This window comes from Flavivirga amylovorans, assembly GCF_030540875.1.
GTDB classification, from domain to species: domain Bacteria; phylum Bacteroidota; class Bacteroidia; order Flavobacteriales; family Flavobacteriaceae; genus Flavivirga; species Flavivirga amylovorans.
This window is the reverse complement of the sequence record NZ_JAUOEM010000001.1, coordinates 459,715-473,737: the sequence shown is the minus strand read 5'-3', so window position 1 is coordinate 473,737 and position 14,023 is coordinate 459,715. Positions and strand designations below refer to the sequence as shown.

Here is a 14,023-nt window from a genome sequence, read left to right as displayed (position 1 = left end):
TTACGATATTTTTCTGTATTCTATTTATTAGGTTTTTCTGAATCGGGAACTAAATAGCGTTCTCCTGTTTTATAATTTAGACGTTTACCAAAATAAGGATATTCATCAAAAACATTCCCTTTTCCTAGCATACGAGGGTCTCCTTGAGCTATAAGCTCTTTTTCCATTTGAGTCCTTAATTTTTGTTTCACGTCACTATATTCTGGTGATAACGCTAAATTGTTCATGCAATGTGGGTCGTTTTGCATATTGTACAATTCTTCTTCGACACGTTTAGCAAAACTCATTTCATAAAAATGATATTCTTTATCATCTGGTTTCAAAGCTGTTAAATATTCTTTAGTTGGTGAACCATCACAGTTTAAATAACCGTATTCCGGATTCCCTACTGGCCAGCGTTCTGGTTTTATGTTATGAACATATAAGAATTCCTTATTTCTGATAGCTCTAACTGGATAAGACAAATCTGTTCCTTCATCATCTGCTCTACCTACATCATGACGTTCTTTTCCTAGCAATACATGATCTCTAGAAGCATCTATTTGTCCAGATTTATCTGATTTTAATAGTTCTAAGATGCTATTTCCTGTCATCTGCTCATGAGGTTTTAACCCTGCAACCTCCATGAATGTCGGTGCTATATCTGGGAAATTCACAAAGTCATCAATGCTTCGTCCTGGCTGTATCACACCTTTCCAGTACGCAATTAAAGGCACATGGAACCCTTCTTCATAGATTTGCCCCTTTACACGTGGAAATGGCATACCATGATCTGATGATATTAAAATTAATGTATTGTATAACAACCCTTTTTCTTCTAATATTTTTATGGCTCTACCAACTTGGGTATCGTACCATTCTACCTCATTTGCATAGTCTAATAGATCTCCTCTAACAGTTTCGTTATCTGGATAAAATGGAGGCACATCTGCATCGGCTAATTGTTTGCTTGTTTTTTTCCAACTATCTAACTCATAACGTCTATGCGGTTCAAATACACCAAACCAAAAACAAAATGGTTTTCCTTCTGGTTTTTGAGATAAGAAATCTGCAAAGTTAGCAGCGTAGTCATTTTTACTTATGCCTTTAAATGGTGGTTTCTTTTCATGCTTGTTAAACTCTGGTCCAGCTGGATTATGCTTTCCTTTATATAAACCTGGCCCCCAACCTTTCCCCGTAAAACCTGTAAAATAGCCTGCTTGTTGCCCTAATAGTTCTGGGTAAAATTTAAATTCTTCTGGAAAATAAGGGTTATGGTTTGTGGCTTCTTTTAACTGCCAACTATACTTGCCTGTTAATAAACAAGCTCTAGCTGGTGCACATTTGGGGTTACAGTTGTATGCATTTGTAAATGTAGCGCCTTCTTTTGCCAATGCATCTATTGCAGGTGTTTTGATGTACTTAGAACCATAGGCTCCAAAACTTTTCATTGAGGCATCATCTGCAACAAAAAATAATATATTAGGTTGCTCGTATTCTGTTTGAGTCGTATTTGTAGTATTTTCTTTTTTTTCTTTTGATGCACAACTTGTAGCCATTATAAAAAGGCATGAGGCATAAAGAAACAATTGGGTATACACTTTATATTTCATTTGTTTTGTTTTACTAGAAACGTTATTTTATTTAGAAAGTACAAGCATTTTTGACTCATGCTTTTTTAACTGAAACGAAATCACATCTCTGTTGATATTTAAATCTTTATGATTGATAACATCTCTAATTTTGGCATTTTTATCGAATCCAATTTTTCGAAGATCAAAACTTATACCTTTTAATTTTCCACCTTTTAAACTTAAAAACAACAGTGCAGACTTGCCATCTTTTAATTTTTTATGCCATACTTGAGATATCCCGTCACGTTTTACAATACGCCCTTGCTCCAACGGGTCTTGATTAATGGCTACCATTTCTTTGTTCATCAATAATTGTTTTTCAAAATCTCCTATAGTTATAGGGTCGCTTCCCATAAATAATGGCGAAGACATCATACACCAAAGCGCAAAATGTGATGTTTGCTCGGTTTCGTTTAAGCCATTTTCTCCTGTAACCATCATATCTGGATCGTTCCAATACCCATTCCCTGCTTTGTCTGCATAATGATTGTTTACTTCAGCAATATCTAACACACTAAGGTGCGAATGCTTTTTAGTATCTCTATTAAAATAAGCACCATTGTGTATGCGCGATTCTATATCTCCCGTTGTACGTGCCATATTACAGGTTTCTGGGTACCAATCCCTAAAGGTGTAGGCACTAATACTAAATGTAATATCCCTACCGCAGTTTGCTAAAAGCCCACTCCATTTTTTATAAACGTCCTCAATAGTTTCCTCTGTCCAGGAATTGCGGTAAGGCGTACAAGGCTCACAAGGATCTAAATTATACCTGCACAGGTCTAACTTTATAAAATCTAATTCCCAATCTACAAATTGCTTTAAATGCACTTCTTCTTTATTGTATGCACCTACTTCATCTCCCCCACAATCGTGAGTTCCTGGAACGACGTGCAAACCAAACTTCATGCCTTTAGCGTGTGCATAATCTGCTAAAAACTTCATGCCTCTAGGGAACTTAGTTTTATGCACTAAAAGTTCTCCTTTAGGGCCTAGTATTGTATCACGCCACCCGCCATCAACAATAACGTATTTATATCCAGCATCTCGTAAACCATTACTAGCCATGGCATCAATAGTTCCCATAACCGCTTTCTCATTTATATCTTGCTTCCCATACCAATTCCAACTGTTCCAGCCCATCGGAGGTGTTGGAGCAAGTCCTGAAAGCTTATTTGTTACTGTTTGTGCAACAACTTTATTGCTTTCTTCTACGACTTGTTTATTTTGCTTAGAGCATGACGTGCCAATTGCAATTAAAATTGCACATACTAAAATAGTTGATTTATTGATTTTTAACATGTTAAAATTGTTAATGGTTGTTATAAATATTTATAGTTTAAGACCTTTGTTTCTTTTAAATTTTAAATGTGTTTCAGAGGCCTTATCTGTTTTCAAAATTTGGGTGTTTGCACCTATGTACCTATTTCCTGAAACAATAACATTTTTACAATTTTTAAATTCAAACATAGGTTTACTATTATGAATTTTTTTTGCGTTGTCAGTTTGTTTAATTGTATTATTTCTGAATATTAACCCGTCTACTTGTTCTGCAGTTACAATCCTATCCCCAAAAGTTTCTATGATATTATCCTCAAACACAATATTTCTATCATATGTGATAGTTCTGTCAAAAGAACGATTCAATTTGGGAGAAATCCATAAAACGGGTAAATCATGATTACCATGCACACAATATTCAAAATGGTTATTTCTTATTACAACATCTTGTACCGCTCCAGATTCATACCAATTATACGTTTCTCCCCTAAACCCAATTGCTGACATATCTGATGAGAAATAATTACCCTCAACTACAATTTTAAGTGGTGTTTTTAACATCAAGTTTCTGGCTCTATGCTTACTTATTTTACAACCTCTTATTGTATAATTTGGATTCCATGTTTTGTTCTCAAGTATATCGCCCTTTTTTAATGTGGTAGGAATGACCTCTTTAAAAGTAATTTTTGAAAATGTATCATTAATGAATTTAACGGACTTAACTGTATTAACTTCACCTCGGTTAGGGTTTGGCTTTTGTACAAACCATACTTCATCTCCAGAGTCTGCAAACTGAAATCCAGCTTGTTCAAAATGGTGTAATTCTACAATAACAGTATTTTCATTTACTACTTTATCCACTTTCACATAAGTTCCGTGAACATTTGTGCCATCATCTAGCATACCTTCTATCCTACAATTTTCAATTAAAATATCGCCTTTACAATTGGCAAAATGTGTAGCATCAGCAGTACTTGAAATATACCTATCCGAACCATCTCTTGTATAAACACCACCGTTAGATATGGTTATATTCTCTGTGCGCTCAAATAAAAACCCCATACCCAAAGCATGGTGTATAATAATTTTATCATAGTTTACGTTTTTACAATTCTGTGTTTGAAAAGCAGGCGCATATCTATTAAGTTCTTTTTCTCCTTTAGCAGCTACAATACAACCTACGGGGGGGTAATGTTTCAACTTTTCATGAAACCGATAAGTACCGTTACTTAATTTTTCTACGCGATTTGGGTTTAAGTGAAGACCATTAGCTCCATGAAATGTAGACTTAGTTTTAGGATCAAAACAATGGGTATGACCAAATTCATGAAAATTAAAGCCATCAATATCAGGGAAGGATATATGATTATCCTTAAATTTCCAACTGTAACCTTCTTTTAGAGGTCGCAAATCAAACCAGCCATTATTTTCATCTACCTTGAGTACTTCTGCTTGAAAAATCAATGGAATATCCCAATCTATTGTAATACCAGACACCTTGATATTGCCACAATCTTCAAACTGAAACGGAGCCATACGACCGTGAAATATAAATTCTGAACCGTTACCTTCTATAGTAACTGAATCAAACCCTTCAAAACGAAAGGCAACTCTTTTGTAACCATTACCATGATTAGTTATAAATGAATGTCTACTTAAAGCATAATCTGGTAAAAATGTATAAACACCTTTTTCAAATACTATTTTTATATCTTTCTCTGTAACGTTTTCTATAGCTTCCCTTACCTTGGAAGTTATGTCTGAATGTTCATGATTGATAGTAATAACTTCAGTAGCATTAGACAAAGAAGAGATTATAAAAAAAAGTAAGCCACATAGCTTTATTGAATAGTATTTCATATTATTAAATGTATTTATACAAACGTTTTGTAAAAATACCTGAATTACTGTGTTTACTATGTATTCACAAATATATTTCGGGTAGCTTTGAATAAATAAACCGTATTATTAAAAGCTAAATATCCTGATTTAACATATATGAAATATTATGGGGTGGGGGGTTTATCTGCCTCTTTTCTTGTTTCCACTTCTTCAGCATAAGTACCTGGTGAGACCTTATATCGCTCTTTAAATATCTTTGCAAAATGGGTTCTACTCTTGAACCCTGAAACTATAGACACCTCTTTCACCGACATATTTTTTTGTAACAAGAAATCTGCAGCTCTCTTTAACCTATACATCTTCAAGAATTCGAAAGGTGTTTGATTGGTCAGTGCTTTAACTTTTTGATAGAAATGAGTACGGTTTAGGTACATTTCTTTAGCAAGGTCGTTAAGATTAAAATCCTGATTTCCTAAATTCTCTTCAACTAAGCTATAAAGCTTGTCCAAGAAAGCATTATCATTTCTATCATTAATATTATTATCTCTAGTAAGTGGAATACCTACCTGATAACGTTCACTTAACTTTTTCCTACCACTCAACAAAGCCTCAGTATTTGTCACTAATCGCTGCACATTGAATGGCTTTTTAATATAAGCATCAGCACCGTCTCTAATACCTTGTACTTGGTCTTGTATATTAGTTAAGGCTGTTAGCAAAATTACTGGTATATGACTTGTTTTTAAATCTGACTTTATTCTAATGCACAAGTCTAAACCATTCATTTCAGGCATTTGCACATCACTAATTACAATATCTGGCCACCTATCTTCCATAGCGTCCAAACATTCCTGACCATTGCTGAAGGTTCTCACCTTGAAATAGCGTGAAAGCACTTCTGAAACATAATGCTTCATTTCACTGTTGTCTTCTGCATAAAAAACTAAAGACTCAGTAAATTCCCCTGAGGTCTCTATTTGTGATGGCACAAACTTTTGAACAAGTTTTGTATCAAATATCACTTCCTCTTCTTCTGGCAACAAGATGTCTTCAACAACCTCTTCACTCTCTGAATGACTTTTTACTATTGGTAAACGAATTGTGAATTTTGTACCTTTACCAAAGATACTATCTACATCTACAAATCCATAGTGCATTTCTATAAGGCGTTTAGAAAAGGCAAGTCCTATTCCCGATCCGCTAGCATGAACGTTTTTATTATTGTGTGATTGGTAAAACCTTTCAAAAACATGGGGCAGATCTACATTATCAATGCCTTGTCCCGTATCTTCTATAACAACTACCAAGTCTTTATCTTCAGCAAAGTACTTAATTGTAATACTATCTTCTACCTTCGTATATTTAAAAGCATTATTGATAATGTTATTGAATATTTTCTCCAGCTTGTCCCTGTCTGCTGCAACTATGACTTTTGAATTTTCACTTTCAACGTTCAATTCTTTTTGATCTTTCTGGGCTAAAAACTTAAAATCAGTTATCAATTCTTGAATAAAAAGATCAAACCTAAATCGAGAATAATTCATTTTCAACACATTAGCATCTGCCTTTCTAAAATCATGCACCTGATCAATCAAGTGTTCAATCTTCCTAACTTGTCTTTTCATTAGGTTTAGCCTATCTTTTGCTGAAGCATTACCTTTATAATTTTGCAACAAAGTTTCTATTGGCCCTGACAAAAGTGTTATTGGTGTTTTTATCTCGTGAGATATATTTGAAAAGAATCGTAATTTTGCTTCATTTACTTCTTTAACATTATTTATAGTTAACTGTTCAATTTCCACATCATGACTCAATCTTTGTATTTTTAGTATTACCCTTACAACCACATAGACTAACAGAAAAAATAAGATAGCATATAATATATACGCAAAAGTAGTATTCCAAATAGAAGGTTCTATAACTATTTTAAGTCTTTTAGGCTCTGACCATTGATTTAAAACATTTGATGCCATTACACTTAATTCATATTCCCCATGTGGTAGTTCATTGTATTGAATGGTATTTTGACCAGATGGTACTTCTTGCCATTCATCATTTATCGGTAATAGTTTATACTTTAAATTGTGATTTTTCGGATTCAAAAAGTGAAGACTAATCAAATCCAAAGAAAAATTATTTTCGTTATGCTTAAGAACTATTTCATCTAATTGGTTTAAACTTTTTTCTAATACAACCCTACCATTTATAGTATCATTAGGAGAGATATCTTCGTTAAATATCTTAAGGTTTTCAAAATAAATTTTGGGGAGTTTTTTTGTTTTAACAATATCATTTGGATTAAAATAGCAAAAACCATCTATACCAGAAGATATAATTACTCCGTTTTCCAAATGAGTTGCTACAAAAAAGAAATCTTCAAAAGGAAGCCCATCAGACTCTCTAAACTTTTTAATACTTAAATCCTTAGTATTCAACTTATTAAGACCTACATTTGTAGTTATCCACAAATTATATTCATCATCAAATAATACATTTTTAACAGCATTGTTAGATAATCCATTCTTTTCAGAATAAGGAATAAACTTAGGGCTAGTATCGCTATCAATAACTTTACAAACCCCTCCACCTTCTGTTCCTATCCAAAACTCTTCATTAGGCAATCTTACAATAGCTGACACAAAATCGCTTGATATTGAAAATGGGACATTAATATCTTTCTTAAATTGTTTTACACTCAATTCTTTAACAGAAACACCACGCTTATTCTCAATACGAAATAACCCATCTGAACTAGCTCCTATCCAAATAAAATCATGAATAGGGTCTGCATAAACAAATCTGGCTAATGACAACTTATCTACTGAAAAGTATGGATTATCATTGAGAGCTTCTACTTCAACGACTTCGTTTGTTTTATTAACTACTATCCTATAAACATCTCTATTTGTCCCAACCCATATGTTGCCATAATTATCTTCCGTAAAATAACGCAATCCTGTGCCAACGACATCTGGGGAATACTCTCCTTGAAGTTCAACCAACTCAAGATTACTTTCTCCCTTTTTTAACCTGAACAGATTAGCTTTTCCTCTTAATCTTAACCACAAATTCTCTCTACAATCAACATATAAACCGGTTAATTCTGATGATATTTTTTTTAAAAGTGCTGGTCTTATTGGCTCAAATTGATGGGATTTTGTATTAAAAATTGCTAAGTCTGCATCTGGAGATAATAAATATACCCTATCCTTATCTATTTTTGTTATATGTCTTACATTATCGGATTTAAGACCGTAGTCATAATTCATTTTTGAATTGTAACTTTTGAAAGGCGATTGAAATAAATCAAATTGATACACGCCCTGATTATAAGTTGAAAGCCAGCATAGGTTTTTTGAAGTTGAAATTATTTTACTCGTTCTCAACAAGTTTAAATCATCATCAAAATAATACGGTTTAATATCTTGCTCATTAGAAAGCAAACTTGAAACTTTCATTTTTAATAATCCTCTCCTAGTAGTTCCTACCCATAAATGATTTGTAGAATCTACCATAAAAGTTTTGGTTCTATATCCCTTTAAAAACTTTCTTTTAACATCGAAAAAGTATTCGCCTCTACCATCCTTTTGATAATTTAAAACAATGGATTCATCATTTTGTGCTACAACAAAATGGTCATCATCCAAATGCTCTACATATGCCGTGTAGTCTATCTCATTTTGCAATAATGGTTTAAACACCCTATCCTTTAATTTAAATAGATATAGACCTTCTGAGCTGCTAAGCAAGTAATCTTGCTCGTCTAGCTTAATACAATTAAATAATTCAAGATTCTTTTTATTTGACAAATTACCAGGAAAATATTCTCCCAGAAAATTATAATCAAAATCAAAGATTAATAAACTACTATTTTCGGTAATAACCAAAACAACTTTTTCTTCTTTAACTATTAATATTTGCTTAATTATTGCATTATTAATAATGTTCTCATTTGATTTAGTTGTATTAATTTTTTTAAATTCCGCTTCGGTTTGGTCATAAAGAGTAATTCCTTTTTCTGTTCCAATCCAAATAGTATGATTGCCATCTTCTGCCAAAGACCTTACTCTATTAGAAGTGAGTATATCTTTGTCGACCGTATTTTTAAAAATTGTAAACTTATAGCCATCAAATCTATTTACACCATCAAAAGTACCAAACCATAGAAACCCACGTGAATCCTCTAATATTGAGGTAACACCATTATGCGCTAATCCTTCTGAAATAGTATATTTTTGGATATACTCTAGTTTTCTATTTTGAGAAATAGAAGAGCAGACCGATAAAATAGCCAGTATTATTGAAAGAATCTTGACCTTCATAAACAATATATGAATTTGATGTAAAGCCAAATATAACACATTCTTTAAGACTAATAAGAGTCAATGCAAATATTGTTCGGAAACTAATAATCCTATTCTGCTTGCACTATATTTGTTTCTGGCTTACTTTAAATTTAAATATGGTAGGATTTGAACTTTTATCATAATGAAAATCAAACAGTACATACTAAAATATGGCAAATTATCTCAAAGTAAAAATTAGTACGTTTGTTAGCAATATGCAGAAAATAGCTATTTTTAGGCTTACATTATGGATGTTGCTTTGTTTGCTAGCTTCTGATTTTCCATACATTTAACGTTAACGTACATAAGAAGAACAATGAGAGTTCAAATAACATTATTGATATTAGTTGGAGTTATTAACTCAATTTCTGCACAAATCGGAAATGATAAAGATTTGATTGTGAAGAATAAAGTGAAAGAATCTTTTGAAAAGCACTGTTTTTCAGGTTCGAATTCTAGCTGTACTGCTATTTGGAAAAAGTATGACAGGAAAGGGAATTCTATTGAATGGAATATGGGAAGATTGGGAACTATTTACAGAAATATTTATGATAAAAATAACAATAAAATCTTCACTCTTTGGATAGACAAAATAGATACAACTAAAATAGACTCGATTCCTTATGTATATGACGGAAATAATCAATTAATCCAAGATAGCGAAGAAACTTTTAAAAATTTTTATAACTCAAAAGAGCAACTAATAAAACAATTAAGTAAAAGTCAAAACAATGAAGAAAATATAGTTCGTAAAACAAAAATGATAGATTGGACAAGTTTTGGAAAGGTAAAAACTGAAATTATCAAAACCGAGATAATTGAGACTTCGAAACAAACGGAATATGAAAAACTAAAAACCTATTGCAAAGCATATGAATATGACAACAACAATAACTTATCTAAAGAAATTCATTATAGAGATGACGTTGTAACAAACACAATCGTTTATAATTATGATTCGTCAAATAGATTAACAGAAAAAAGAGAGAAAAACATCTCGCGAATCGAAAGCATTAATCGTATGAAATTTGGTAATCGTTCAGATATTACGGAATTAGCAACAAAAATTTCATATAATAAAAATGGCTCTATAAAAGAGAAATATACTTATTTTAGTGACCCTTGTATGAGTTTAAACAACCATTATTTGTACAAGCATTTTTATCTTGACAATGGATTATTGGAAAGAGCTGACGTATATGAAGAAAGTCGTTTAGTTTTTACAATTAGTTATGAGTACGAATATTTTGAATAACAACAACGCACGCTAAGAGATGTATAGCGCATACCCTTCGTGATGCGCACCATACACAGAATACCGTTAGCTACAATTAAGAACAGTACTATGAAACAAAAACTGTTATTGACATCATTATTGATTTTTGGTGAATAAATGCACACCGATTTACACAACTTTTTAATGAGTTTAGATGCTTTTATTTGATATCAAATAAAATGTGCAAAAACAAAAAAACACTGATAATCATAAGATTAACAGTGTTTTACTATAACCTATTACTAGGTTCGTCGGGGTGGCAGACTTAACCGCCACTTTATATTACACTGTTATTCAGTACTTTATTTCATTTTTTCCAAATGTGTACACCTATCTGCACACTAAAACCATAAAAACAACTTTGAAGATATAATTTGCTCTTCTTTGATGTTGTAAAGGTACAAATTTTATTAGTCCTCAAAATAACGCACCTAATTCGATTACTCTCAGTGGAGAAAGTATAATCCTATACCATAAGTAGTTTTTTACAGAAATACGTAAGAAATTATGTTAAAATTTTAATATATTTATAGCTGATTACACATAGGGAAATGTCGGTAGGAGCTAATGAGTATTCATTGGCTTTTTTATTATCCAAAGGTGTTGTATGAAAAATAAAAACCCACACAGGGGAAAATAACAATGACTATGAATAAAATCTACCCAAAAGGGTCTGAATGGAGAAAATGGGACTTACATGTTCATACTCCAGAATCTTCATTAAATAATGGTTTTGGTGCTGATTGGGATGAATACATAAAACAATTGTTTACAAGAGCTCTTCAAAACGAAATAGCCGTAATTGCGATTACAGACTATTTTACTATCGAAGGTTATAAAAAAATCAAGAATGAATATTTATCCAATGATGCAAAGCTTATTGAATTACAATTTTCCGAAAAGCAAATTAGTGAAATAAAAAGAATTCTTTTACTGCCAAATATAGAGTTCAGATTAGACAAATTGGTTCAACAGAATAGAGTTAATTTTCATGTAATATTCTCTAATGATGTCTCTATCGAAGATATAGATGAAAATTTTCTACAACAGTTAAAAATAATTTATGAAGGTGCGCCTCAGGAAGCGGGAGAAAGAAGAGCTTTAACTCAGAAAAACCTTATCGCACTCGGAACAAAATTACAAGAGGAACATAAAGAATTCAGAAAACATTCAAGTAAGTTGTTTACTGGGATGATGAATGCCGTTGTTTCTGACGAAACAATAACTGACCTATTAACTTCTCAACCATCAATATTTAAAGGAAAATATCTCATTGTTACGCCATCTGATGAAGATTTAAGTGCAGTTGCATGGAATAATCAGGGGCATCATACACGAAAAGTAATTATTCAAAAATCGGATTGTTTATTCTCATCAAATTCTAAAACCCGAGATTGGGGCTTGGGAAAATTTAATGCTACATCCCAGGAATATATTAAAGAGTTTAAATCTCTTAAACCATGCATTTGGGGAAGCGATTCTCATACTTATGAGGAGCTTTTTGTAAAGAATGCAAATAAGTTATGCTGGATTAAAGCAGACCCAACTTTTGAAGGACTTAAGCAGATTATTTATGAGCCAGAGGAAAGAGTAAGGATTTCTGATAGAAAACCTGACGAAAAAAAGATATATGAAGTTATAGATAGTTTACGCTTTCTAGACACATCATTTACTACAGACTTTATACAATGTAATCAAAACATGACCGCTATAATTGGTGGAAAATCTACAGGAAAATCCATCTTGCTTAGAAGCACTGCAAAAACTGCTGATGTAGTTGAATATGAAAAACGTAATAAATCTGCTGGAATTGATGAAAAAAGACCTGTTCAAGGTTTTGAAGTAATTTGGAAAGATGGTCAAGTAAGCAGCCTTGATTCAAGCACGAATCCAGATAAGCGAATCATTTACATACCTCAATCGTATTTAAATAGGGTTGTTGATGATGGAGAAAATACTAGCGACATTGATGAAATAATTCAAGATGTACTATTACAGAAAAAAGACTTCAAGAAATGGTATGATTCTTTAAAAGAAAGGAAAAAAGCTATTTCAGGTAAGATTGAAATTGCCATCAAAAATCTATTTGAGAATATTGGAATTAACATTGAAAAGAATAGGTTTAAGAAAGAGTTAGGCGATTCAGATGGTATCAAGAAGCAAATTGACAAGCTAACGTTAGACATAAAAAGATTACAAGAAAAATCTAAAGTAAGCGAAGAAGATTTGGATAGATTCAACAGAGTCACAAATCTTATAAAAGAAAAACAGGCTAATATAGATATAATCACAAAAGATATTTCTAGACTCAAATCTCTAAAGGAAATCTATATAGATGCAAATGAAAGCCTTATAGAAAATATAATCAATGACGATTTAAGAGAAGAAGTGCTGGTTCTTTCGAAAAAGAAAGTTGAATCATATAAACTTGATTGGCAAAACTTAATGTCTCAAAAAATTGAATCATTTAATGAAAAAATTAAGAATCTTAATAACGAAATAGTAGTTGAAGAAAAAGGTATTACAGATTTACGGGAATCATTAAAAGACCAGAATGCATTAAATGACCTAATGAAGGATAAGGGAAAGGAAGAAAAAATACTATTAAACATTATAGATATAGAAAAAGAGATTAACAATTCTTATGCACAAATTGGCAAAAATGTTGAGCTTTTATCTGAACTAAATGCTGATTACTATGCTCTCTACTTAGAGGCTAAAAAAAGTGTTAATTTGTCAAATTTTGATGATGAGTTGTCATTCGATATTGTTACAAGGTTCAAGAAAGATTACTTTCAAGAGTCTTTTGTAAATAAAAATTTCGATGGCAGGACTACACGAAGTAAAGACTACAAATATCTAACCGAATATGACTTTGTCAGTTCAGAGGAACATAAAAAGTTCTTAAAAGAAGAAGCTTGGAAGATTATAAAAAATGAGATTCCAAAACGTGAAGGTGTAAGTAGCAAAGAAGCTATTACTTCACTATTTAAGAATTGGTTTATGCATGACTTTAAAGTCACTTATCAGAATGATGATATTTCTGATATGTCTCCAGGTAAAAAATCTTTTGTTTTACTAAGATTGTTAATCGATTTAGATGATAGTAGATGCCCTATACTTATAGACCAACCCGAAGATGATTTGGACAATAGGTCAATATATAATCAAGTTGTAAAGTTTTTAAGGAAACGTAAAAAGGCACGCCAAATAATCATAGTAACTCATAACCCTAATTTAGTTTTAGGTGCTGATGCAGAATTAATTGTTGTGGCAAATCAAAATGGCGAGGACACAAAAAATAAGGCATTTACATTTGAATACGTTTCAGGCTCAATTGAAAATTCGATTGAAGAAGATAATACAATTAAGGAAGTATTGTATAAAAGAGGCATTCAAGAACATATTTGTGACGTCTTAGAAGGAGGCCCAGAAGCATTCGATAAACGTAAGAAAAAGTATAATTTTTAGAATTCAAGAAAGGTTAGCCAATTTAAAAGAAGTAGTTAGAAAAGAAAAAACAAAAAATATGTGTTATGCCTCCTGTTCCAGAGCAAAAGAGAACCTAGTTACAATTCGCCTTTCTGAAATGAGTACAAATGCGATGGATAATATTAGTAATTGGTTTGGAATAGAAAATATATCAATGATGAAATAATATTTAA

General features: G+C 31.9%; 6 protein-coding genes. 2 read left to right on the top strand and 4 right to left on the bottom strand.

Annotation, left to right across the window (positions count from 1 at the left end; genetic code table 11):
• Positions 1–20 precede the first annotated feature (20 nt).
• The 4 genes from Q4Q39_RS01985 to Q4Q39_RS01970 form a co-directional block, all read right to left on the bottom strand.
• Positions 21–1,592 carry a sulfatase family protein gene (locus Q4Q39_RS01985; RefSeq protein ID WP_303280683.1) on the bottom strand — a complete coding sequence of 524 codons (1,572 nt, stop codon included), beginning with the start codon at positions 1,590–1,592 and terminating at the stop codon, positions 21–23.
• Positions 1,593–1,619: 27 nt separating this feature from the next.
• On the bottom strand, positions 1,620–2,915 hold the full coding sequence (locus tag Q4Q39_RS01980; RefSeq protein WP_303280682.1) for a glycoside hydrolase family 27 protein: 1,296 nt from the start codon (positions 2,913–2,915) through the stop codon (positions 1,620–1,622).
• A 30-nt stretch (positions 2,916–2,945) separates the two neighbouring features.
• Positions 2,946–4,754, bottom strand: coding sequence for an alpha-1,3-galactosidase-related protein (locus Q4Q39_RS01975; protein ID WP_303280681.1), 1,809 nt, complete (start codon positions 4,752–4,754; stop codon positions 2,946–2,948).
• A gap of 146 nt (positions 4,755–4,900) precedes the next feature.
• Positions 4,901–9,058, bottom strand: coding sequence for a hybrid sensor histidine kinase/response regulator transcription factor (locus Q4Q39_RS01970; RefSeq protein ID WP_303280680.1), 4,158 nt, complete (start codon positions 9,056–9,058; stop codon positions 4,901–4,903).
• Positions 9,059–9,398: 340 nt separating this feature from the next.
• Between Q4Q39_RS01970 and Q4Q39_RS01965 the strand changes: the two genes are divergently transcribed.
• Complete coding sequence (locus Q4Q39_RS01965) at positions 9,399–10,337, top strand: hypothetical protein (RefSeq protein WP_303280679.1); 939 nt, start codon at positions 9,399–9,401, stop codon at positions 10,335–10,337.
• A gap of 669 nt (positions 10,338–11,006) precedes the next feature.
• Positions 11,007–13,829, top strand: a complete 2,823-nt coding sequence (locus tag Q4Q39_RS01960; RefSeq protein WP_303280678.1) for a TrlF family AAA-like ATPase — start codon at positions 11,007–11,009, stop codon at positions 13,827–13,829.
• Positions 13,830–14,023: the final 194 nt, after the last annotated feature.

Excerpts from the sequence above, each read along its gene's own strand:
- Q4Q39_RS01965 (WP_303280679.1), top strand. The coding sequence starts at position 9,399 with ATGAGAGTTCAAATAACATTATTGATATTAGTTGGAGTTATTAACTCA.
- Q4Q39_RS01970 (WP_303280680.1), bottom strand. The coding sequence starts at position 9,058 with ATGAAGGTCAAGATTCTTTCAATAATACTGGCTATTTTATCGGTCTGC.
- Q4Q39_RS01985 (WP_303280683.1), bottom strand. The coding sequence starts at position 1,592 with ATGAAATATAAAGTGTATACCCAATTGTTTCTTTATGCCTCATGCCTT.
- Q4Q39_RS01975 (WP_303280681.1), bottom strand. The coding sequence starts at position 4,754 with ATGAAATACTATTCAATAAAGCTATGTGGCTTACTTTTTTTTATAATC.
- Q4Q39_RS01980 (WP_303280682.1), bottom strand. The coding sequence starts at position 2,915 with ATGTTAAAAATCAATAAATCAACTATTTTAGTATGTGCAATTTTAATT.
- Q4Q39_RS01960 (WP_303280678.1), top strand. The coding sequence starts at position 11,007 with ATGAATAAAATCTACCCAAAAGGGTCTGAATGGAGAAAATGGGACTTA.